Below are 22,138 nucleotides of genomic sequence, written 5' to 3'. Positions count from 1 at the left end.
CAATCGAAGCCGAAAGCGTCTCAGGGCGTGTCAGGCCCGCCTGGCAAGTCGACGAATCGCGGGTCGATCTCTTCCGGTTCCTGCTCGCTTTTCTGGACGCTCTTGACGTGCTGGTAAATCGTCTTGACCAGCTGCTCGCAGCCTTCGCGCGTCAGGGCAGAAATCTCGAACACCGGGCCCTTGAACTTGAAGCGTTTGACGAAATCCTTGACCAGGGCGGCGCGTTTGTCGTCGTCCACCATGTCCAGCTTGTTGAGAACCAGCCAGCGCGGCTTGTCATAAAGCGCCGCATCGTATTTCTTGAGCTCGCCGACAATGGCCTTGGCTTGCGCGACCGGGTCCACGCTGTCGTCAAACGGCGCCATGTCCACAATGTGCAGCAACAGGCGGGTGCGCTGCAGGTGACGCAAAAACAGGTGACCGAGGCCGGCGCCTTCGGAGGCGCCCTCAATCAGGCCGGGCAGGTCGGCGACCACAAAACTCTGTTCAGGCCCCACGCGCACCACGCCCAAGTTGGGATGCAAGGTGGTGAAGGGGTAGTCGGCAATACGTGGCCGCGCATTGGACACGGCAGTGATGAAGGTCGATTTGCCCGCATTGGGCATGCCCAGCAGGCCGACGTCGGCCAGCACCTTGAGTTCGAGCTTGAGGCTTTTGCGCTCGCCGGGCCAGCCGGGTGTCTTGCTGCGCGGCGCGCGGTTGGTCGAGCTTTTGAAGCGCAGGTTGCCAAAACCACCGTCGCCGCCTTTCGCAATCAACAGTTCCTCGCCGGGCACCAGCAGTTCGTACAAAACCTCGCCGGTTTCAGAGTCGGTCAGGATGGTGCCCACCGGCATCTTGAGCATAATGTCGTCGCCCTTGGCACCAAACATGTCCGAACCCATGCCATGTTCACCGTTGCGCGCTTCGTGGCGGCGAGAAAAGCGGAAATCTACCAAGGTGTTCAGGTTGATATCGGCCACCGCATACACATGACCGCCGCGTCCACCATCGCCGCCGTTGGGCCCGCCGAATTCCTTGTACTTTTCGTGGCGAAACGAGACGCAGCCGCTCCCGCCATCGCCCGCAGCGATGTCAATATAGGCTTCGTCAACAAATTTCATGGTGTGAGGGGCGATCCGACCGCAGGCGCAGCCGGACAACACAAGGATAGTTTACAAATGCACAAATAGGAAAGGCCAAAACAACGAAGCCCCGACCAAGCGGGGCTTCGATGCCATCGAAGTGATCAGCTTACGCTGGTGTCACATTGACGGTGTGCTTGCTCAGCGCGCCTTTGATGGCAAACGAGACCGAACCGTCCACCAGCGCAAACAGGGTGTGGTCCTTGCCGATGCCGACGTTGACGCCCGGATGGAACTTGGTACCACGCTGGCGCACGATGATGCTGCCTGCGTTGATCACTTCGCCGCCAAACTTCTTGACACCCAACATCTTGGGCTGCGAATCGCGCCCGTTTCGCGTAGAGCCGCCGCCTTTTTTCTGTGCCATTTTTCAATACTCCTTGGTGAGTCCTGGTACTTCTGTGCTTAACCGACGATGGCGCCGATTTGCAGTTCAGTGAAGTTTTGCCGGTGACCCTGGCGTTTTTGGTAATGTTTGCGACGACGCATTTTGAAAATGCGAACCTTGTCGTGCCTGCCCTGGGAAAGGACAGTAACCGTAACGGTAGCGCCGGACACCAAGGGCGTACCAACCGTGATTGTGCTGCCGGTTCCGACAGCCAATACCTGGTCAATAACGATCTCTTGGCCTACGTCCGCAGCAATCTGTTCTACTTTAATTTTTTCACCCGTAGCAACTTTGTATTGTTTGCCACCGGTTTTTATGACCGCGTACATGTGAGACCTCGTATGTGAGTTTTGCGGACGGATTTCCACAGAGCCCTCTATTCTAGCACGGGACACGGAAAACCCGCGTTGCCGCCTGTCCGGACTGACGGACAACCGGGCGTCGGCTGCAGGCTTCCTATAATCTGGTCAACCTCTTGTCTGGACCGCCTTGACTGTCAATTCTTCTAGCACGACCGCTGCGCTGGCCCTGATTGCCGGCGACATGCAGGCCATGGACGCGGTGATCACGCGCAGCCTCAGCTCCGATGTGCCGCTGGTAAGTCAGGTGTCGCAGCACATCATCGCCGCTGGCGGCAAGCGCTTGCGCCCCGCGTTGCTGCTGCTGATGTGTGGCGCGCTTGACTATCGCGGCGAGCAGCGCTTCAACCTGGCGGCTGTTGTGGAATTCATACACACCGCGACCTTGCTGCACGACGACGTGGTTGATGAATCCACCCTGCGCAGGGGCCGCGCGACGGCCAACGCCTCGTTTGGCAACCCGGCCAGCGTGCTGGTCGGCGATTTTCTGTATTCGCGGGCCTTCCAGATGATGGTTGATGCTGGCGACATGCGCATCATGCAGACCCTTGCCGAAGCGACCAATATCATTGCCGAGGGCGAGGTGCTGCAACTGATGAACATGCACGACGCCGGTTTGTCGGAGGACGGCTACCTGCGGGTAATCCGCTCCAAGACTGCCAAGTTGTTCGAAGCCAGTGCGCGGCTGGCAGCCTTGCTGGCAGGGGCTTCGGCTGCAGTTGAGCAGGCTTGCGCAGACTACGGACAGGCGCTGGGCACAGCTTTTCAGGTGATTGACGATGTGCTGGATTACGACGGCGATGCAGCCGAGATGGGCAAAAACCTGGGAGATGACCTGCGGGAAGGCAAGGCCACCTTGCCCTTGATCATCGCCATGCAGCGCGGCACGGCGGCAGAGCAGGGCATGATTCGCCATGCCATTGAGACCGGCGGAACCGAGCGCCTGGCCGAAATTGTGGCCATCGTCAGGCAAACCGGTGCCCTGCAAGCGACCCGCGATGCGGCAGCCTCTGAAGCGCAGCGGGCAATCCAGGCGCTGGCGGTCCTAGGACGCAATACCTACAGCGAGGCCTTGCTAGAATTGGCTTCCCAGCTGCTGCAGCGCCGTTCATGACGCCGGATCGGGATAGCTGTCAAGGGTAGCTCAGCCTGGTGGAGCGCTACGGTCGGGACGTAGAGGCCGGAGGCTCGAATCTTCTCACCCCGACCATCCGTCGCCTGTTCCCATTCACGTTTGCGGCTTCGTTGTCGTCGTTCCAACACCGGGGCGGTGGTAACGGCCATTTCGATTTACATCCCCCGAACCATCAACGATGATGTCAATTTTGTCAATTTGAGGTAGATTCGTAAATTATGGCCGCTCTCGATACCGTCATCAATGCACCCGCTTTGCCCGGTTTGGGACGGGCGCTGGTGATGGCTGGCAAGCTCGGGCAAAAAGCGGCAGAAGACATTTTTCGCAAGGCTCAAAGCGGCCGAACCAGCTTCATCGCGGAACTGACCGGCTCTGGCGTTGTATCCGCGTCAGATCTGGCGCACACCATGTCCACGGCGTTCGCGGCGCCCCTGCTCGACCTCAGCGCCATTGATACCCAGCGCCTGCCCAAGGGCCTGCTGGACGCCAAAATTTGCCAAGCCTATCGCATTGTTGTCTTGAGCAAGCGCAGCAACCGCTTGATTGTTGCGACGGCGGACCCCTCTGATCAGGAGGCGGCTGAAAAAATCAAGTTTTCGACCCAGATGGGCGTGGATTGGGTTATCGCCGAATACGACAAGCTGTCGAAGTTGGTAGAGGCATCGGCCACCACGGCATCCGAGGCGATGGAAAGCATCATTGGCGATGACTTCGAGTTTGACGAGTCCACCGCCGAGGCGGCCAGTGCCGACAGCGGCGACACCGGCGTATCGGAGGTTGAGGATGCGCCCGTCGTCAAGTTTTTGCACAAAATGCTGCTCGATGCCTTCAGCATGCGCGCGTCGGACCTGCATTTCGAACCCTATGAGCACACCTACCGCGTGCGTTTCCGCGTCGATGGGGAGTTGCGCGAGATCGCTTCGCCGCCGGTCGCCATCAAGGAAAAGCTGGCTTCCCGCATCAAGGTGATCTCCAAGATGGATATCTCTGAAAAGCGGGTGCCGCAAGACGGGAAGATGAAGCTCAAGATCGGACCGGATCGGGTGATCGATTTCCGGGTCAGCACCTTGCCGACCATGTTCGGCGAAAAAATCGTGATCCGTATTCTGGACCCGAGCAGTGCCAAGCTGGGCATCGATGCGCTCGGTTACGAGCCGATCGAAAAGGAACGCCTGCTCAATGCGGTTCAGCGACCTTACGGCATGGTGCTGGTGACGGGCCCCACCGGTTCGGGGAAAACCGTGTCGTTGTACACCTGCCTGAATATCCTGAACAAGCCGGGTGTGAACATATCGACGGCCGAAGATCCGGCCGAAATCAACTTGCCCGGCGTCAACCAGGTCAGCATGAACGACAAGGCGGGCCTGACTTTTTCAGTGGCCCTGAAAGCGTTTTTGCGCCAGGATCCGGACATCATCATGGTCGGCGAGATTCGTGATCTGGAAACTGCGGAAATTTCCATCAAGGCGGCGCAAACCGGCCACCTCGTGTTGTCTACTTTGCATACCAACGATGCGCCCGCCACGCTGACCCGGCTGCGTAACATGGGCATTGCGCCCTTCAATATTGCATCCAGCGTGATTCTGATCACCGCCCAGCGGCTGGCGCGCCGTCTGTGCCCCAACTGCAAGGCGCCGGCGGACATCCCGCGGGAGACCTTGCTCGACGCCGGCTTCGAGGAAGACGATGTTGATGGCTCCTGGACCCCGTTCCGTCCGGTTGGGTGTTCCATGTGCAACAGCGGCTACAAGGGCCGCGTGGGTATCTACCAGGTCATGCCGATCACGGATGAAATCCAGCGGATCATCCTGCGCGATGGCAGCGCCCTCGAAATTGCCGAACAGGCTGCCAAGGAAGGGGTGAAAAGCCTCAGGGGCGCAGGTTTGCAAAAGGTCAAAACGGGGATGACCTCGCTCGAAGAGATTCTGGGGTGCACCAATGTCTAGGCCCGCCACGTTACCCCTGCCCGTCCGGCGCGGGAAACGCCCCGGGCTTCAATCATCCTGTCCGCACTAGTAAGAAGGCAACATGGCAACAGCAACATCCAAAGCCATCAAGGAATTTGTCTTTGAATGGGAAGGCAAGGACCGCAATGGCAAGCAGGTCAGGGGTGAGACCCGTGCTGTCGGCGAAAACCAGGTCAAGGCATCGCTGCGTCGGCAGGGGGTGTTCCCGACAAAAATCAAGAAGCGCAGCATGCGCTCCGGCAAGTCCATCAAGCCCAAGGACATTGCCATTTTCACGCGGCAGCTGGCGACCATGATGAAGGCCGGCGTGCCGCTGTTGCAGTCGTTTGATATCGTTGGACGCGGCAATCCCAATGCCAGCGTGACCAAGCTCCTCAACGATGTGCGCACTGACGTGGAAACCGGCACTTCGCTCAGCGCTGCTTTCCGCAAGTACCCTCTGTATTTCAATGCGCTGTACTGCAATCTGGTGGAGGCCGGTGAGGCCGCCGGTATCCTGGAGGCGCTGCTCGATCGGTTGGCGGTTTACATGGAAAAAACCGAAGCCATCAAATCGAAAATCAAGTCCGCGTTGATGTACCCGGCTTCGGTCGTGGTTGTGGCCTTTGTGGTGGTCGCCGTGATCATGATTTTTGTGATCCCTGCATTCAAAGAGGTTTTCAAGTCATTCGGTGCGGATCTTCCCGCTCCTACGCTTTTTGTGATGGCCATCAGCGAGGTTTTTGTCGCCTATTGGTGGCTGATTTTCGGCGGTATCGGTGGCGGTATTTACTTTTTCATGCAAGCCTGGCGGCGCAATATAAAGATGCAGCGTGTGATGGACCGTGTCCTGCTGAAAGTGCCGGTGTTTGGGGTGTTGATCGAGAAGTCGTGTATTGCCCGTTGGACCCGCACGCTGTCAACCATGTTTGCTGCGGGTGTGCCCTTGGTCGAGGCGCTGGATTCGGTCGGCGGTGCATCGGGCAATTCGTTGTATGCCGACGCCACAGAAAAAATCCAGCAGGAAGTCTCCACCGGTACCAGTTTGACGGCTGCGATGGGCAATGCCAACCTGTTCCCGACCATGGTGTTGCAGATGTGTGCGATTGGCGAGGAGTCCGGCTCGGTCGATCACATGCTCGGAAAAGCCGCCGATTTTTATGAAGCCGAAGTCGATGAAATGGTCGCCGGCCTGTCTAGCCTGATGGAGCCCATCATCATCGTGTTTCTTGGTGGTTTGATCGGTGGCATTGTGGTGTCCATGTACCTGCCGATCTTCAAGCTCGGCCAAGTGGTTTGATGTCAGGGCTGGTGTCCGGTTGGCATGCGGGTTTCGACGCCGCTTTGGCCGGGATTTTCGGGCTGTTGATCGGCAGTTTCCTGAACGTTGTTATTTACCGCCTGCCAAAAATCATGGAGCGCCAGTGGGCGCTTGAATGTGCCGAGATGTCCGGCTTCACGGCGCAGAACACGGCAGCCTTCAACCTGTTGATGCCGCGCTCGCGGTGTTCGAGTTGTGGCCATGTGATTGCCTGGTATGAAAACATTCCGGTTTTGAGCTACCTCTTTCTCAAGGGGCAATGCTCGGTCTGCGGCACGAAGTTCGGCTTGCGTTATCCCCTGGTGGAGCTCGCAACGGGCGGTTTGTTTTTTTTCTGCGGATGGCGATGGGGTTTGAGCTGGACCGGTCTGGCCTGGGGCGGCTTTGCGGCGGCTCTGGTGACGCTCGCCATGATCGACTGGGATACCACCCTGCTGCCGGATGACATCACCCTGCCCCTGCTCTGGGCTGGCCTGATTGTTGTCGTACTGGGCTGGAACCCGGCCATCAACCTGAGCCAGGCCTTGTGGGGCGTGGTGGCCGGCTACCTGTCGCTGTGGCTGGTCTACTGGGCGTTCAAGTTGGTGACCGGAAAAGAAGGCATGGGTTACGGGGACTTCAAACTTTTCGCGGCGCTGGGGGCCTGGTTTGGCTGGTCGGCCCTGGTGCCCATCATTCTGATGGCTTCGGTCATAGGCGCGCTGGTCGGAATTACGATGAAGTTTTCCAGTGGCTTGCGTGAAGGGGGTTACGTGCCCTTTGGCCCGTTTCTGGCGGCCGCGGGTTTGACGGCAATGGTGTTCGGCCCCCAGGCCATTCTTGGCGTGATCGGCCTGTAGCAGCATGCCTGCCTTGCGCGTGGGCCTGACCGGCGGCATTGGCAGCGGCAAAAGCACGGTGGCCGGAATGCTCGCTGAGTGCGGCGCAACCATTATCGATGCCGATACGATTTCGCGCCAGACCACCGCGCCAGGGGGGGCGGCGATTGCCCTGATTGTCCAGGCGTTCGGTGCCGACCTGGTGACGGCCGGCGGTGCACTGGACCGTGATCACATGCGTCAGCTGGTTTTCAGTGATCCAGACGCAAAACGCCAGCTGGAAGCCATCATCCATCCGCTGGTGGGTGTGGAAACCGCTCGCCAGGCGGCGCAGGCGCAGCAAGCGGGGCAGGCCTGCATCGTGTTTGACGTGCCCCTGCTGGTGGAGTCCGGTCGTTGGCGCCAGCAGGTGGACCGGGTACTCGTGGTGGATTGCAGTGACGAAACCCAGATCAGCCGCGTGATGGCCCGCAGTGGCTGGACGCGGCAGATGGTTGAACAGGTGATGGCGGGGCAGGCCAGCCGCATGCAGCGGCTCGCTGCGGCAGACGTTTGTATCGACAACGATGGGACGGTCTCGCTGGGCGCGCTGGCGCTGCTGGTCCGGCAGGCGGCGCAGCGCTTCGGGCTATGATGGCTAACCCTCCCGCTGAAAAAGATATATCGCAGTGATTCTTTACGAATATCCCTTCAACGAACGCATTCGCACGTATTTGCGGCTTGAGCACCTCTTTCACCGCCTCGGCGAACTGGCCGCGCGGGACCATCCGACCGACCACCACTACGCGATCACCACCATTTTTGAAGTGATGGACGTGGCGGCCCGCGCCGATCTGAAAACCGATGTGCTCAAGGACCTGGACCGGCAAAAACACCTGCTCAATGGTTACCGCGGCAACCCGGCCATTTCCGAAGCGGTGCTTGATGAAGTGACGGGCCAACTCGACGAGTGTTTTGTCACCCTGACCGGCCTGCCGGGCAAGGCGGGCCAGTCGCTGACTGAAAACGACTGGTTGATGAGCATCCGCAGCCGCATCGGCATCCCGGGTGGCACCTGCGAATTTGATCTGCCAGCCTATTTTGCGTGGCAGCATTTTGATGCGATCACGCGGCAGAAGGACTTGCAACGCTGGATTGCCACGCTGGTGCCGCTGGCCGAGTCGATTCGCATGTTGCTCAAACTGTTGCGTGACTCTGGCCTGCCGCAAAAGGTGGTGGCGACCGGCGGGCAGTACCAGCAGACCCTGCCGCAGGGCCGCACTTTCCAGTTGCTGCGCCTGCGCATTGACCCGGGGCTGGGGCTGATCCCCGAAATCAGCGGCAACCGCCTGATTGTTTCCGTCCGCCTGATGCGCCATGAGAGCGACGACCGCTTGCATTCTTCGACCGACGATGCGGCTTTTGAATTGACGCTCTGCTCCTGATCGCGACAAAGGTTCAAGCTGGAGTTCAAGATGACTTCTGACCTGCCACAACCCAAGATCGTGGTCTGCCCCGCCTGTAGCGGGCCCAGTGTGTTCGGGCCGAACAACCGTTTCCGCCCTTTTTGCAGTGAGCGCTGTAAAAATGTCGACCTGGGCGCCTGGGCCAGCGAGAGTTTTCGCATGCCGGCCGACGCGCCGCCGGATGACCAGGTGTATGGCGACGCGAAATTGCAGTAGCGTTGTTTGTGCAGGCAGGCGGCAACGACCGCCAACTCAGGGAGCTTGAAATGACTCGACACTCTTTTTTCCGGCGCGGGACACTTGCTGCTGCGGGCATCGCGATGTGGCTGGGACTGTCAGCCGCGCCTGGCCTTGCCGCCACCGACACGGCCAAAAAGGGTGCCCCTGCAAAGAAACAGGGCAACACCAAATTCATGCCAGGATCAGAGGAAACCCGAAAAGAGCGTGCGACGCGGCTCAAGCGGGAGTGCAAAGGGCGGGTCAACGCAGGCGCCTGCGAAGGCTACACGAACTGAGGCTGCAGGCTGGCCAGTCTGCAACGGCGGGAGCTCCGGCTCAGGCGGCTGGTGTGCCGAGGACCTGCTGCAACTCGCCGTTTTCGTACATCTCCATCATGATGTCCGAGCCGCCGATGAACTCACCCTTCACGTAGAGCTGGGGAATCGTTGGCCAGTTGCTGTATTCCTTGATACCGTTGCGGATGTCCGGGTCTTCGAGCACGTTGACCGTGGCCGGTTTGTCCACGCCGCAGGCCTTGAGCACCTGGATTGCGCGGCCCGAAAAACCGCATTGTGGAAACTGCGCCGTGCCTTTCATGAAAAGCACCACGTCGCTGGATTTCACGATCTGGTCTATGCGTTGCTGGGTATCACTCATGTTGGATCCTTGGAAGGTGTCACGCCGTTGCCGCGCGGATCAGGTCGATCTGGCGGCCGTCCATCTGCAGATGGATTTCAACGGCGAAAAATCAATGCCTGATTATCCCGCTGTTTGCGGCGTGCTGCGTGCGCCCGGCCAGCATCCCCCGGAACAGCGGCGGATGCCTGCCAGATCGGTGCGGCTTTGCACCTTGCCAAAGCCGCGCTGGACCAGCAGTTCGCGCACGGCCGCAGCCTGGTCGTAGCCATGCTCCAACAGCAGCCAGCCATGTGCGTGCAGGTGGGCAGGCGCCTGATCGATGATGGTCCGGAGATCGTTCATGCCGTCCGGCCCGGCAGTCAGAGCGCTTTGGGGTTCGTGGGTCAGGGCAGACAGATGCGAATCGCCATCGGCTACGTAGGGCGGGTTGCTTGCGACCAGGTGAAAGTGTCCGCTTACATTTTCAAACCAGCTTCCCTCGATGAAATGGATAGCCAGCCCAAGGCGGTTGGCATTGGCGCTGGCCACGGCGAGGGCGTCGGTGCTTGCATCGACGGCCGTGACATCCAGCATCGGCCGGGTTTTTTTAAGCGCCAGTGCAATTGCGCCGCTGCCGGTGCCGAGGTCCAGCACACGCGCGCCGGTCGGCATGCCGGATGCGGCCAATTGCTCAAGGGACCAGTCCACCAGGGTTTCGGTGTCCGGGCGCGGCACCAAAACGCGGCCATCAACCTGGAGTTGCAGACCAAAAAACTCCTTGCTTCCGACGATGTAGGCCAGCGGTTCGCCGGCCGCGCGGCGCAGGCTCAGTTGCCGGAAACGGCTGGCTGCATCCTCGGCCAGGGTATCGCCGTCATGCGCCAGCAGCCAGCCCCGATCACTGTCGGGCCGGCCGAGCGCGTGCAGCAGCAGCAACTGGACATCCAGGCGCTCCAGCCCCAAGGACTGGGCCGCAGCCAGCGCCTGGCTGCAAGTGGGGGTGTGTGACAAGGCTTGGTTAAACATTCATTTGCTATCAAATGAGGAGCATCTTACAGATGCGGGACAAGGGCTAGAGGCCGATTTGATTCATAAAATACAGCATTCAAGCGTTCGAGGCCGATTCCAGTTCGGCCAGCAACTCCGCCCCGCGCGCCACCTGCAGCGCGGTCACCACGTCATCCATGTCGCCTTCCATGATGGACAGCAGCTTGTACAGAGTGAGGTTGATGCGGTGGTCGGTGAGGCGGCCCTGGGGAAAGTTGTAGGTCCGGATGCGGTCGCTGCGGTCGCCGCTGCCGATCAGGCCCTTGCGCGTGGCAGCGTCTTTGGCTGCGCGTTCCGATCGATCTTTTTCATGGATGCGCGCGGTCAGCACCTTGAGCGCCTGCGCCTTGTTGCTGTGCTGGCTGCGGCCGTCCTGGCATTCGGCGACGATGCCAGTCGGCAAATGAGTGATGCGCACGGCCGAGTCGGTCTTGTTGATGTGCTGGCCGCCGGCACCGCTGGCGCGGTAGGTGTCGATGCGCAGATCCGACGGGTTGATCTGGATGGCGACCGCTTCGTCGGGCTCGGGCAGCACCGCGACGGTGCAGGCGCTGGTGTGGATGCGGCCCTGGGTTTCGGTGACGGGAACGCGCTGCACGCGGTGGCCGCCGGACTCGAAACGCAGCTTGCCGTAGACCCCCACGCCGAGCGCGTCGTTGGCGCCGTCCACGCGAATCACGACTTCCTTGTAGCCGCCGAGCTCACTCGGCGATTCGCTGATGATCTCGACCGTCCAGCGCTTGCGCTCGGCAAAGCGCGAATACATGCGCAACAGGTCGCCGGCAAACAGCGCTGACTCGTCGCCGCCAGTACCGGCGCGAATCTCGATGAAGGCCGGGCGCGCATCGTCCGGGTCTTTCGGGATCAGCATCAGCTGCAGCTCGTCGTCCAGGGATGTGATGTCGGCCTGCGCGACGGCGATCTCTTCTTCCGCCATCGCGGCCATCTCGGGGTCGTCTTTCGCTTCGGCCAGCAGGGTCTGCGCGCCGGCCAGGTCGGCTTCGCGGGCCGTCATGCGCTGGTACTGGCCGACCACGATGCTGAGCTCGGCATGTTCGCGCGTCAGGCTGCGAAAACGCTCCATGTTGCTGACCACGTCGCTGGCCGACAGCAACGCGTCGAGCTCATGCAGGCGGAAGATCTGGCGGTCCAGGGTCTGGCGGAGAAAGGGTTTCATGGGAGAAAACGCGCGGGGGAAAAACGATGGTGAAGGGGCGTCCGACCAGCGCCGGTAGCGGGAGGGGCCAGCGGGCGCGCCGGCTGGTCGGGGTCACAACGCCGCTAACGCTCTTTGTTTTCCGCGGACAGGCCGCCGCGCAGAAACAGGCGCGACACCGTATGCGCGGTGGCTTCGCGGCTGTCGGCGTCGCCGGTGTGCAGTTCGGCCAGCGCGCCATGCAGCATTTTTTGCGTCAGGCCGCGTGACAGCGCCTCCAGCACGGTGTCGACCGACTCGCCGCGTGCCAGAAGCTTTTTCGCACGCGCGATTTCGGCGCCGCGCCATTCGTCGGTTTGCGCGTTGAGCTGCTGGATCAGCGGCACGGTGCGGCGCTGGCCCAGCCAGTGCATGAAGTTCTGCACACCGGCATCGATGATGACCTCGGCTTGGGCCACAGCGGCCTGGCGGCTGTCCTTGCCGGTCTGCACCACGTGGGCCAGATCGTCCACGGTGTAGAGGTAGATGTCGGGCAAGGCCTTGACCTCTGGCTCGATGTCACGCGGTACCGCCAGGTCCACCATGAACATGGGCCGGTGTTTGCGCAGCTTGACCGCGCGCTCCACGGCGCCCAGGCCGATGATGGGCAGGGTGCTGGCGGTGCAGCTGATCACCGCGTCGAACTCGTGCAGGCGGCTGGGCAGATCGGCCAGGCGCATGACCTCGGCGCCGAAGCGGCTGGCGAGTTTTTCGCCGCGCTCCAGTGTGCGGTTGGCAACCGTCATCGATTTGGGATTTTTGGCGGCGAAGTGGGTCGCTGCCAGGTCAATCATTTCGCCGGCGCCGACAAACAACACGCGGATGTCGCTCAGGTCCTCGAACAGCTGGCCGGCCAGCCGCACCGAGGCTGCCGCCAGGCTGATGCTGTGCGCACCGATTTCGGTGCTGCTGCGCACTTCCTTGGCCACCGAAAAGGAGCGCTGGAACAGCTGGTGCAAGGTGCTGCCCATGGCACCGGCATCTTCGGCCGCGCGCACAGCGTCCTTCATCTGGCCGAGGATCTGCGGCTCACCCAGCACCATGGAGTCCAGTCCGCTGGCGACGCGAAACGCATGGCGCGCGGCTTGCCCACCCTCCAGCGTGTAGGCATGGGAGCGCAGCAGCGCTGGCGAGACGCCGCCGTGATGCGCCAGCCATTCGAGCGTGTGGTCCAGATCGGACCGGTCGCTGGCACAGTAAATTTCTGTACGGTTGCAGGTCGACAGCAGCGTGGCTTCAGGTTGCCGCGCCAACGACTCGCGCAAACCCTTCAAGGTCGGCTCGATTTGGTCCATGGCGAACGCAAACCGCCCGCGTAAATCGAGTGGTGCAGTGTTATGGTTGATGCCCAAGGCCCAGACTGACATTGCCCGATTATAAAATTGATGGCAAGGGTCGGTGCTGACATTCTTTCAATCCCCTTGATACACGGCAAGCCGGCCGGAAATCCGCTCACAGGCCATGACCGCACTCAATCTGATCAACCAATGGCTCAATTTTGTGGCGCCGGCCGCCTGCGTGGCGCTGCTGGTGGTGCTGCTGGCGCGTATCTTCTCCGGATTTTTAAGATCAAAAAGGCCTCTGGCCCATACCCTGTGGTCGCAAGCAGCTATTATTTTTATAGTGGGTGTGCTGTTGTCGCTGACCGGTCTGGTGCTGTTCGGCCGGGACGGCAAGATGGCCAGTTATGCCTTGCTGGCCGTGGGCGCGGCCAGTTGCCAGTGGGGCCTGTTGCGCGGTTGGAAAGGCTGAGGCCCAGGCCGCTAGCGTCCGTTCAGGCATCCTCGCCGTAGTCATGGTCGGGGTGATTCATCACGTCGAGTTTCCAATAGCCCCGACCGACGATCTGCTTGCGGCTGACACCGAGCTCGCTGGTCAGTAGCGTGCGGATGCGCCGCATCGCCGCCGCTTCGCAGGCCAGGTAAATTTGGGTATCCGGGGCGATCGGCGGCAAGGCGCGCAAGGCCTTTTCTGTTGGCAGGCCGGCCGCGCGATGGTCGGTGCCGCGGGCCAGCCAGGTCACGTCCAGCTGCGCCGGGCTGTGCAACATACGTTCCTCGGCGGCGGCGATCACTTCCAGCAGGACCTGTGCACGCGCTGTTACAGGCAAGGAAGCCAGAATGGTCTCCACCGCCGGTAGCGCGCTGTCGTCGGCAATCAGCAAGTGGTGTGGGGCGTCGGCATCCAGCGCGTAGCCGGGACCCGGCCCCATCAAAAACAGCGCCTGCCCGATACTGGCCTGCGCCGCCCAGCTTGAGGCGGGGCCTTCACCGTGCAGCACAAAATCCACGTCTATTTCCAGGGCTTCTGGCCGGAGGGCCAGAGGCGTGTAAGTGCGCATTGAGACGGCGCGCGGCCCGTCCGGCAAAGGCCGAACCGGCTCGGTCTGCCCCGGCTCCGGAAAAATCAGCTTGATGTAGCTGGCCGGACCACTCGCTGCAAATCCTTCGAGTTCGGCGCCGGTGAGCGTGATGCGCCGCATCGCTGGGCTCAACACCTCGATGCGGCTGACCTCGACACGGCGCGGAGGGCGGCGCTTGCGTGGCGCAGGAGTAGACGCTTCAGTGGGGGAGACGTCGGGCAGGGGCGGTGTGTTCGTCAAGAAAGGCTTTCGACAGATGGGCGGATGAGAATAATTGTCATTTATTTCGGGTGGACTGGCAGGCTGTAGGGACAAGCCACCAAAACGCTGTGCCCAGGCTGGTTCATGGGTGAAGTAAAGTGTCAGGCTGCGCTGGCGCCATGCGTGTCTCCCCGTCAAGCCGCTTCTTTTTAACCCCCTCCCCCCAGACCCATGACCACCTTCGGCACCCCCCTGTCCCCCCACGCAACCAAAGTCATGCTGCTCGGCTCAGGTGAGCTCGGCAAGGAGGTGCTGATTGCGTTGCAGCGTCTGGGCGTGGAGACCATCGCGACCGACCGTTATGACAATGCACCAGGCCAGCAGGTCGCCCACCATGCGCGCACCATCACCATGAGTGACCCGGCGCAGCTCAGGGCGCTGATTGAAAAGGAAAGGCCGCACCTGGTGGTGCCCGAGATCGAGGCGATTGCCACGGCCATGCTGGAAGAGCTCGAAGCCGCCGGCATTGTGCGTGTGGTGCCCACTGCGCGCGCCGCGCGCCTGACCATGGACCGCGAAGGCATACGCCGGCTGGCGGCCGAAACCCTGGGCCTGCCGACCAGCCCTTATGTCTTCTGCGACTCACTGGACGAGTTGCAGGCTGCCATAGCCACCAAGATCGGTTACCCCTGCGTCGTCAAGCCAGTGATGAGTTCGTCCGGCAAGGGCCAGAGCAAGATCGCCGGGCCCGATGACATCCAGGCCGCCTGGGACCATGCGATGGCCGGCGGCCGCGTCAGCCACGGCCGCGTCATCGTCGAAGGCTTTATCGACTTCGACTACGAGATCACCCAGCTCACCGTGCGCGCCAAGGGCGCCGACGGCCAGATAGAAACCCATTTTTGTGAGCCGATTGGCCATGTGCAGGTCAGTGGCGACTATGTGGAGAGTTGGCAGCCGCAGCCCATGGCCGCGGCCGCGCTGCGAAAAAGTCGCAACATCTGCAAGGCCGTGACCGACAACCTGGGGCTGGGCCATGACGGCCAGCCCGGCGGTCTCGGGCTGTTCGGCGTGGAACTGTTTGTCAAGGGTGACGAGGTCTGGTTCAGCGAGGTCAGCCCCAGGCCGCACGACACTGGCATGGTGACAATGTGCACGCAGTGGCAAAACGAGTTCGAATTGCATGCCCGCGCCATTCTCGGCCTGCCGGTGAACACCGCGCTCAAGAGCCCCGGCGCCAGCGCCGTGATTTACGGCGGGGTCGATGCGCAGGGCATCGTGTTCGACGGCGTGGCCGACGCGCTGCGTGTGCCCAACACCGACATCCGCCTGTTCGGCAAGCCCGAGAGTTTTGTCAAACGCCGCATGGGTGTGGCGCTGGCTTTTGATGCCGATGTGAACATCGCACGCGACAACGCCAAGCTGGCGGCATCACGCGTCAAGCCGCACGTCGTCTGAGAACGAGCGCATGTATTTTCCGGAACTCGTCAACCTGCTCGGCTGGGCCAACGACTCCACCTTGCGCATCCTGCTGGTTGCAGCCGTGGCAGTGGTGCTGGCCTTGCTGGTGCATGCAGCAGGTTCAGCGCTGTTGCTGCGTCTCACACGCTTCATGCCGGTGGCCGCCGTGGTGGCACAGCAGTCCAGGGCGCCGGCCCGGTTGCTGCTGCCCTTGATCGCCTTGCAGGCGGTGTGGCAGGGTGCGCCCGATGACCTGCCTATGATTGGCGGTATTCGCCACGGCAATGCATTGTTGCTGTTGCTGGTACTGACCTGGCTGGGGTTGCGCGCCATTCGTGGCCTGGCCCAGGGCGTGATCGCCAGGCATCCGGTCGATGTCGAGGACAACCTGCAGGCGCGCCGCATCCATACCCAGACCCGCATGCTGGCGCGCACCGCGATGTTTGTGGTGCTGCTGGCGGGTCTGGCGCTGATGCTGATGACTATTCCGGGCGCACGCCAGTTCGGCGCCAGCCTGCTGGCTTCGGCTGGCGTGGTTGGGCTGATCGTGGGTATTGCGGCGCGGCCTATTTTCAGCAACCTGATTGCCGGGCTGCAGATCGCGCTGGCCCAGCCGATCCGGATGGACGACGTACTGGTCGTTCAGGGTGAGTGGGGTCGCGTCGAGGAAATCACCGGAACTTACGTGGTGCTCAAGATCTGGGACGAGCGCCGCCTCATCATTCCGCTGCAGTGGTTCATTGAAAATCCCTTCCAGAACTGGACGCGTAAAAGCGCCAGCATCATAGGCACGGTTTTCCTGTGGGTAGACTACCGCATGCCGCTTGCGTCGCTGCGCGCCGAGGCTCAGCGCGCCTGCGAAGGCTCGCCTGACTGGGGACCAGCGTCTTTGCAAGCTGCAGGTCACCGAAGCCGGCGAAAGTGCGATCCAGCTCCGCCTGCTGGTCACCTCGGCAAGTTCAGGCCAGAACTGGGACCTGCGCTGTAGCGTGCGTGAAGCCCTGGTCGATTTCATGCAGCACGAGTATCCGCAGTACTTGCCGGTGACGCGCGCTGAGTTGAGCGCGCCACGGCCTGAAAAGCTTTCTCCATTGGATTGAGGCCTCTCTGCGTGGTGTCGCCCCGTGCGATGATTACGGGCATCACAAAACGTGATACTTGAACCCAAAGAGGAGTTGCATGGAACTGCGCCAGTTGCGTTACCTGGTCCGCGTGATCGAGCTTGGCAGCATCAGCCGCGCCGCGTTGGACCTGGACCTGGTGCAGTCGGCGTTGAGCCAGCAAATCAGCCGGCTGGAAAGCGAGCTGTCGACCCGCCTGCTTCAGCGCAGCCCCAAGGGCGTCACGCCCACCGAGGCCGGGTTAGCGTTTTTCCGTGAGGCCCAGCTCGTGCTGCGCCACGCCGAGCAGGCGGCGCGCGCGGCGCAGCAGTCGCGGCTGTCCGGCAGTGTCAGCGTGGGCATGGCGCCTACCACCGCTGCCGTGCTGGGCCTGCCGCTGATCCGCGCCATGCGCGAGCGTTATCCCGATGTACGTTTGCACATGGTTGAAAGTCTGTCGGGGCACCTCACAGGCATGCTCAATGCGCGTCAACTGGACCTGGCCGTGCTGTTTGACCCCCGCGCCGGGCGTCGCTGGAGTGTGATGCCCTTGCTGGAGGAAAAGCTGTACTTGATCCAGTCGCGGCGGACCCTGGTCGGCAAGCCCACTGCGCGCATCAGTATCGCGCAGCTGGCCGGCAGGCCGCTGATACTCCCCACCGGCCTGCATGGCCTGCGCAGTACATTGGAAAGCGCTTTCGCTCGTGCCAAATGCAAACCCACGCTGGTGGCTGAAATTGATTCGCTGGCCATGCTGATGGACGCGGTCGATGGGGGGCTGGGCTGCACGCTGCAGCCCTGGGCCGCCGTCAGCCGCTTCGCAGATGCCCAGGAGCGCTTCCATCTCACGGAAATCACCGATATGCTGGCAAGCCGCGTGAACTCTCTGTGCAGCTTGTCGGACGACGAACTCTCGCCCGCCGGGCTGGCTGCACGTGTGGTGCTGAGCGACTGTGCCAGAGAAGCCGTGCGTTCGGGCCGCTGGGTCGGCGCGCGACTGGTCGGCGTTTGAGCGTTGGTCATCACGTTTTGTGATGGCCGTCTGTCATCCGATGTCTTTCACGAAAGGCGTTTCAGCGCTAGATTTCTGTGGTCCTCCCTTCAGACATCGCGACGAGGACGCACCATGGATGTGCAATTGGAGATAAAACAGCGTTGGTCACCGGCACCGGCACCGGCACCGGCACCGGCATCGGGCGGGGCATTGCGTTGGTACTGGCCGCCCAGGGTTTGAAGCGGGCCACTTCTGCACGTCGTGTCGCGCTGCTTGACGAGGTGGCCGAGGACATCGTCAGCCGTGGTGGTCACAGGCCGGTGGTCATCGCGTCCGAGCTGTGTGTCGAGGACGCCGCCAAGACCCTGACCGATGCCGCCCTGGCCGGCCTGGGCAGGGTGGGCATCCTGGTCAACAGCGCCGGCGGCTCGCGCTCCTTTGCCGAGCTGCATGTCAGCGAAGACCGCTGGCAGGAAGCGATCACCTTGAACTTTTACCGCCTCCGTCAGGTGGCGTAGGCGCTGCTGACCAGATGATCGCCCGCAACTGGGGTCGCATCATCAACATCACCGGCAAAAGCGAACCTGACCACGTCAATGATGCGTTCTGCGCCAAGGCAGGTACCCACAGCTGGGCCAAAGGCCTGAGCCGCATGGTCGGCAAGAACGGCATCACGGTCAACAGCATTCCGCCGGGGCGAATTCATTCGGAGCAGATCTTGCGCAACTACACGCCCGAGTACCGCAAGTGGCAGTGCGACAACGAAATCCCGGTGGGCCGGTACGGCGAACCGGAAGACCTGGTCAACCTGGTTTGTTTTCTGTCCTCGCCGCTGGCCAGCTACATCACCGGTGCGGTAATTCCGGTGGATGGGGGTTTGCGCCGATACCAATTTTGAATCGCCGGGAATAGACTGGGCCAACTTTATCGATTGGAGTTTCTGTCATGTCCACTGCTTTCCCGACCCGGCGTCGTGCCCTTCAGACGGCGGGGCTTGCCGCCTCCATGGTGGCCATGCCCTCGCTGTTTGCGCAAACCGCCTGGCCGTCCAAGGCGGTGCGGTTTGTCGTTCCCTTTGCGCCGGGCGGCACCTCTGAAATTGTCGCCCGATCGGTGGCTGCGGAACTCAGCAAGCAGCTTGGGCAAAGCGTTTATGTCGAAAACAAGCCGGGCGGCGCGGGCACTGTCGCGATGCAGGATGTGGCCAAGTCGACGCCAGATGGTCACACCCTCATCCTCGGACATGTGGGCACGCTGGCGGTCAATCCCTACATGCTCAAGAGCCAGACCTATGACGTCAACAAGGACTTCATCGCGGTCACGCTGCTGGCGAAGGTGCCGAATGTGTTTGTCATTCACCCCGATGTGCCGGCCAAAAATTTCCAGGAGTTTGTGGCGTACGCTAAGAAGAACCCCGGTCAGCTCAACTACGGTTCCGCCGGTAATGCCAGCGCAGGCCATCTCGCCATGGAATACCTCAAGCTGGTGACGGGCATGTTCATCACCCACATCCCTTACCGCGGCACCGGCCCCCAACTGACCGACTTGCTGGCTGGGCGCACACAGGCTTCGTCCGCCGGTATGCCAGCGCTGGGCGCGCACATTCGCAGCGGCAAGCTGCGCGCCATTGCGGTTGGAACCCAGCAACGCATCAGCCAGCTGCCCGATGTGCCCACTGTGGCCGAGATGGGTTTCAAGGACTTCGAGACTTCCCAGTGGTACGGCATCCTGGTACCTGCGGGAACCCCCCCGGACATCGTGAAGCGTGTGCAGGAAGAGTCGCTCAAGGCCCTCAAATCTTCGGCTGTGACGGAACGTTTTGCTTCTGACAACGCCGTCGGCGGTGGCGGGCCTTCAGCGGAGTTCGCGTCCTTCATCACGCGTGAACAAAAGATATGGAGCGACATCGTCAAGCGCGCCAACATCAAGGCCGATTGAGCTGCCGCATCATCGGTCAGTACAACAGGTCGACCCCTTCCCAGGCACCGGACACCACCAGCTGCCGGATGGTTTCCTTGAGTTCGGCGCGCACTGCGGCCGCTGCCGGTGAGAGCCGTTCCGGCACCACCGAATACAGATAGTTTTGCCGTTTCATGTTGGCGTCCGAAATGGGCAGGCAGCGCCAGCCCTCGCGCAGCTGGCCGGCCAGCAAGCCAGCGGCCATGGGTTTGATGGTTGCCCCCATGCCCTCGTACACACAGGCCATCAGCAGCGACAGTGAGTCGATCTCGGCCACCACCTGTGCGCTCAGGTTGCGCTGTTCGAACTCGGCGGTGATGCGCCGCCTCAAGCCGTGGATACCGGTCGGCAAAATCAACGGCAACTGAGCGGCTTCGGCGATACTGAGTTTGACGCGTCGCTCGGCCACCAAGTCGCTGTGGGTCGGCAGCAGCACAAACAACTCCTCTTCGACCAGCGGGTCGGCCGGCAGCTCGGGAATGGCGTCGCGCCCGAACAGAATCACCAGATCCAGCTGGCCCAGCTGCATCATCTGCCGCAGGTGTCCGCTCATGCCCTCGACCACGTTGAGCACGATGCCGGGGTATTTCTCGCGGATCCTGCGCACAAAAGGTACGCCCACGGCGCAGATGGTGGTGGCAGCCAGGCCGACCGACACCATGCCGTGCACTGTGCCGGCCTCCTGGCGCGCCACCGACAGCGCCTGGTCCAGCTGGCGCAGCATGAAACGCGCATGGTGGTGTAGCGCCGTGCCGTTTTCCGTGGGCGTGACGCCTTTGGAGGTTCGGATCAGCAGCGGTTTTCCCACCTCCGCCTCCAGCTTCGCGAGCTGCTGGCTCAGCGCCGGCTGCGCAATGTAAAGCTGCCGCGAGGCCTTGGCCAGACTGCCACTTTCAATGATTTGCACAAAGTACTTGAGTTGTCTGAGGTCCATGAAGGGTCTCCGGGTTGTGATGCCGAGAGCATATAAGAAATAGCTATAGCCCATCTCGGAAAACGGTATTTTCCCTTTGTCATCCATTTTCCTAAAATTCGCAGGCCAATAGAAATTTGGCCGCTTCGGTCAATACATAAGGAGACAAAGACATGGAACAAGACAACAAGGCTGGCGTGGCCACACTGCAGTCCTTGCAGCGACGCAATGCATTGAAAGCCGGTGCCGCGATCGCCGGTGCTTCCGCCCTGGGCTTGCCGGCGCTGGTTGCCGCGCAGTCCGAAAAAATCAAAATCGGGCACCTGACCCCGCTGACGGGTTTCCTCGGTGCACTCGGTGACTACGCCGTGCAGGGCATCAAGATGGCCGCCGAGGAAATCAACGCCGCCGGCGGTGTGATGGGTCGCCAGCTTGATGTCATCAGCGAGGACTCGGTCAACCCGCAGACGGCTTCCAGCAAAGCGCAGCGCATGATAGAGCGCGACAAGGTGACGGTGCTGATGGGCGAGATCAACTCCGCCTCGGCCCTGACCATCGCCCAGGTTGCTGCGCGCAACAAGATTCTTTTCATGAGCATAGGCGCGCGTTCGGACGCCTTGCGCGGCAAGGACTGCAATCGCTACACCTTCCACGTCGACATCCCGGTGACGGTGATGGTCAATGCCGCCGGCGAGGCCTTGCTGCGCGAGGGTTTGGTCAAGGGCAAGAAAGTCTACGCCCTGACCTCCGACTACCTGTTCGGCCACGACCTGTCGCGTCAGGCCAAGCGATTTTTCGCGGCCAATGGCGGCACAGTGATCGGTGACGAACTGGTGCCGACCGACCTGACGGACTTCAGCGCGCAACTGCTCAAAATCCGCCAGGCGAGGCCCGACTTGATCGCCACCAATCTGGGCGGCAACCAGGTGACCAACTTCGTCAAGCAGTACGCCGAGTTCGGGCTGCAGTTCCCGGTGGCCGGCTTCAACCTGAACACGGCCGACGCCTGGGCCGCCGGCGAGGGCAACCTCGGTGGCATCTGGCCGACGGTCTGGCACCATGAGATCAAGACGCCGGGCTCGCAAGCCTTCGTCGAGAAATTCACCAAAAAATATGGCCGCATTCCCGAGAACCATGCCTGGATCGAGTACATCTCGCTCAACATGATGGCCCAGGCCATGACCGCCACCAAGTCGACCGATACCGACAAGCTGATTGCCTATTTCGAGTCGGAAGCCCAGTTCGACGTGCTCAAGTTGCGCAAGGCTTACTTCCGCAGTTGGGACCACCAGCTGATGCAGGAGGCTTACCCCTTCACCGTCAAAGCCAAGGGCCAGGCCAAGCACAAGCAGGACTTCCTTCAGTTCGGCGACGCCGTGCCGGCAGCGAACGAATCGCTGGAAAAACTGGCTCCGCCGAAGTCGGAGAGTGCTTGCAAGATGTAAGCAAACTGAGCGTGATTGGACCGGTCGCCGCGCGCGATGCCGGCTTCAATCCGGGCCGATAGCGGCCGTACCGCAACCCGAAAGTATC

At 61.6% G+C, this 22,138-nt stretch carries 24 protein-coding genes and 1 pseudogene; 16 read left to right on the top strand and 9 right to left on the bottom strand.

What is annotated here, in order from left to right:
* Positions 1-20: 20 nt before the first annotated feature.
* The 3 genes from cgtA to rplU all read right to left on the bottom strand — a co-directional run bounded on the left by cgtA (position 21) and on the right by rplU (position 1,841).
* Positions 21-1,103, bottom strand: coding sequence for an Obg family GTPase CgtA (cgtA, locus tag IEX16_RS05780; RefSeq protein WP_188707394.1), 1,083 nt, complete (start codon positions 1,101-1,103; stop codon positions 21-23).
* Between the two features lie 130 nt (positions 1,104-1,233).
* Entirely contained in the window at positions 1,234-1,491 is a 258-nt protein-coding gene (gene rpmA / locus IEX16_RS05775) for a 50S ribosomal protein L27 (protein ID WP_188707393.1), read from the bottom strand.
* A 38-nt stretch (positions 1,492-1,529) separates the two neighbouring features.
* Complete coding sequence (gene rplU / locus IEX16_RS05770; protein WP_077593996.1) at positions 1,530-1,841, bottom strand: 50S ribosomal protein L21; 312 nt, start codon at positions 1,839-1,841, stop codon at positions 1,530-1,532.
* A 160-nt stretch (positions 1,842-2,001) separates the two neighbouring features.
* Between rplU and IEX16_RS05765 the strand changes: the two genes are divergently transcribed.
* The 8 genes from IEX16_RS05765 (at position 2,002) to IEX16_RS05730 (ending at position 9,051) form a co-directional block, all read left to right on the top strand.
* On the top strand, positions 2,002-2,985 hold the full coding sequence (locus tag IEX16_RS05765; RefSeq protein ID WP_188707392.1) for a polyprenyl synthetase family protein: 984 nt from the start codon (positions 2,002-2,004) through the stop codon (positions 2,983-2,985).
* A 239-nt stretch (positions 2,986-3,224) separates the two neighbouring features.
* A complete protein-coding gene (pilB, locus tag IEX16_RS05760; protein WP_188707391.1) occupies positions 3,225-4,952 on the top strand; it encodes a type IV-A pilus assembly ATPase PilB in 1,728 nt (575 codons plus the stop codon).
* Positions 4,953-5,034: 82 nt separating this feature from the next.
* Positions 5,035-6,252 carry a type II secretion system F family protein gene (locus IEX16_RS05755; RefSeq protein WP_188707390.1) on the top strand — a complete coding sequence of 406 codons (1,218 nt, stop codon included), beginning with the start codon at positions 5,035-5,037 and terminating at the stop codon, positions 6,250-6,252.
* Positions 6,252-7,112 (top strand): prepilin peptidase, encoded by an 861-nt coding sequence (locus IEX16_RS05750; protein WP_188707389.1) that lies wholly within the window; start codon positions 6,252-6,254, stop codon positions 7,110-7,112. The genes IEX16_RS05755 and IEX16_RS05750 overlap by 1 nt, the downstream gene beginning before the upstream one ends.
* A 4-nt stretch (positions 7,113-7,116) precedes the next feature.
* Positions 7,117-7,725, top strand: coding sequence for a dephospho-CoA kinase (coaE, locus tag IEX16_RS05745; protein ID WP_188707388.1), 609 nt, complete (start codon positions 7,117-7,119; stop codon positions 7,723-7,725).
* 34 nt (positions 7,726-7,759) lie between these two features.
* Positions 7,760-8,515, top strand: coding sequence for a cell division protein ZapD (zapD, locus tag IEX16_RS05740; protein ID WP_188707387.1), 756 nt, complete (start codon positions 7,760-7,762; stop codon positions 8,513-8,515).
* 30 nt (positions 8,516-8,545) lie between these two features.
* Positions 8,546-8,752: a DNA gyrase inhibitor YacG gene (locus IEX16_RS05735; protein ID WP_188707386.1), complete on the top strand. Its 207-nt coding sequence runs from the start codon at positions 8,546-8,548 to the stop codon at positions 8,750-8,752.
* 50 nt (positions 8,753-8,802) lie between these two features.
* Positions 8,803-9,051: a hypothetical protein gene (locus IEX16_RS05730; protein ID WP_188707385.1), complete on the top strand. Its 249-nt coding sequence runs from the start codon at positions 8,803-8,805 to the stop codon at positions 9,049-9,051.
* 40 nt (positions 9,052-9,091) lie between these two features.
* On the opposite strand, the gene grxD is transcribed toward IEX16_RS05730, so the two are convergent.
* The 4 genes from grxD to hemA form a co-directional block, all read right to left on the bottom strand.
* The gene (gene grxD, locus IEX16_RS05725; protein WP_188707384.1) at positions 9,092-9,412 is read right to left on the bottom strand and encodes a Grx4 family monothiol glutaredoxin; all 321 of its coding nucleotides are present in this window, start codon (positions 9,410-9,412) and stop codon (positions 9,092-9,094) included.
* 102 nt (positions 9,413-9,514) lie between these two features.
* A complete protein-coding gene (gene prmC / locus IEX16_RS05720; RefSeq protein ID WP_188707383.1) occupies positions 9,515-10,399 on the bottom strand; it encodes a peptide chain release factor N(5)-glutamine methyltransferase in 885 nt (294 codons plus the stop codon).
* Between the two features lie 79 nt (positions 10,400-10,478).
* Positions 10,479-11,597, bottom strand: a complete 1,119-nt coding sequence (gene prfA, locus IEX16_RS05715; protein ID WP_188707382.1) for a peptide chain release factor 1 — start codon at positions 11,595-11,597, stop codon at positions 10,479-10,481.
* A gap of 104 nt (positions 11,598-11,701) precedes the next feature.
* Positions 11,702-12,982, bottom strand: coding sequence for a glutamyl-tRNA reductase (hemA, locus tag IEX16_RS05710; RefSeq protein WP_188707381.1), 1,281 nt, complete (start codon positions 12,980-12,982; stop codon positions 11,702-11,704).
* A 94-nt stretch (positions 12,983-13,076) separates the two neighbouring features.
* On the opposite strand from hemA, the gene IEX16_RS05705 reads away from it, so the two are divergent.
* Positions 13,077-13,367: a hypothetical protein gene (locus IEX16_RS05705; RefSeq protein ID WP_188707380.1), complete on the top strand. Its 291-nt coding sequence runs from the start codon at positions 13,077-13,079 to the stop codon at positions 13,365-13,367.
* A 22-nt stretch (positions 13,368-13,389) separates the two neighbouring features.
* Here the strand turns inward: IEX16_RS05705 and IEX16_RS05700 are convergent, their stop codons facing one another.
* On the bottom strand, positions 13,390-14,217 hold the full coding sequence (locus IEX16_RS05700; protein WP_229676206.1) for a siderophore-interacting protein: 828 nt from the start codon (positions 14,215-14,217) through the stop codon (positions 13,390-13,392).
* 192 nt (positions 14,218-14,409) lie between these two features.
* Here IEX16_RS05700 and purT point away from each other — a divergent pair, with 192 nt between their 5' ends.
* From purT to IEX16_RS05675, 6 genes and pseudogenes are all read left to right on the top strand, one after another.
* Positions 14,410-15,636 (top strand): formate-dependent phosphoribosylglycinamide formyltransferase, encoded by a 1,227-nt coding sequence (purT, locus tag IEX16_RS05695; RefSeq protein WP_188707379.1) that lies wholly within the window; start codon positions 14,410-14,412, stop codon positions 15,634-15,636.
* A gap of 10 nt (positions 15,637-15,646) precedes the next feature.
* Positions 15,647-16,739 (top strand): annotated as a pseudogene (locus IEX16_RS05690) (mechanosensitive ion channel family protein).
* 79 nt (positions 16,740-16,818) lie between these two features.
* On the top strand, positions 16,819-17,751 hold the full coding sequence (locus IEX16_RS05685) for a LysR family transcriptional regulator (protein ID WP_188707378.1): 933 nt from the start codon (positions 16,819-16,821) through the stop codon (positions 17,749-17,751).
* Between the two features lie 143 nt (positions 17,752-17,894).
* Positions 17,895-18,251 carry an SDR family NAD(P)-dependent oxidoreductase gene (locus tag IEX16_RS20225; RefSeq protein WP_268236600.1) on the top strand — a complete coding sequence of 119 codons (357 nt, stop codon included), beginning with the start codon at positions 17,895-17,897 and terminating at the stop codon, positions 18,249-18,251.
* Positions 18,252-18,265: 14 nt separating this feature from the next.
* A complete protein-coding gene (locus IEX16_RS20220; RefSeq protein ID WP_268236599.1) occupies positions 18,266-18,631 on the top strand; it encodes an SDR family oxidoreductase in 366 nt (121 codons plus the stop codon).
* Between the two features lie 47 nt (positions 18,632-18,678).
* Positions 18,679-19,671, top strand: coding sequence for a Bug family tripartite tricarboxylate transporter substrate binding protein (locus IEX16_RS05675; protein ID WP_188707377.1), 993 nt, complete (start codon positions 18,679-18,681; stop codon positions 19,669-19,671).
* 16 nt (positions 19,672-19,687) lie between these two features.
* Here IEX16_RS05675 and IEX16_RS05670 read toward each other — a convergent pair whose 3' ends face one another.
* Positions 19,688-20,626, bottom strand: a complete 939-nt coding sequence (locus IEX16_RS05670; protein ID WP_188707376.1) for a LysR substrate-binding domain-containing protein — start codon at positions 20,624-20,626, stop codon at positions 19,688-19,690.
* Positions 20,627-20,778: 152 nt separating this feature from the next.
* Here IEX16_RS05670 and IEX16_RS05665 point away from each other — a divergent pair, with 152 nt between their 5' ends.
* Positions 20,779-22,050, top strand: a complete 1,272-nt coding sequence (locus IEX16_RS05665) for an ABC transporter substrate-binding protein (protein WP_188707375.1) — start codon at positions 20,779-20,781, stop codon at positions 22,048-22,050.
* Positions 22,051-22,138 lie beyond the last annotated feature (88 nt).

Origin of the sequence: Polaromonas eurypsychrophila (genome assembly GCF_014641715.1) — a bacterium.
Taxonomy (GTDB): domain Bacteria; phylum Pseudomonadota; class Gammaproteobacteria; order Burkholderiales; family Burkholderiaceae_C; genus Polaromonas; species Polaromonas eurypsychrophila.
Note: the sequence above shows the minus strand (reverse complement) of the source record. Positions and strands in the feature narration are given on the sequence as shown.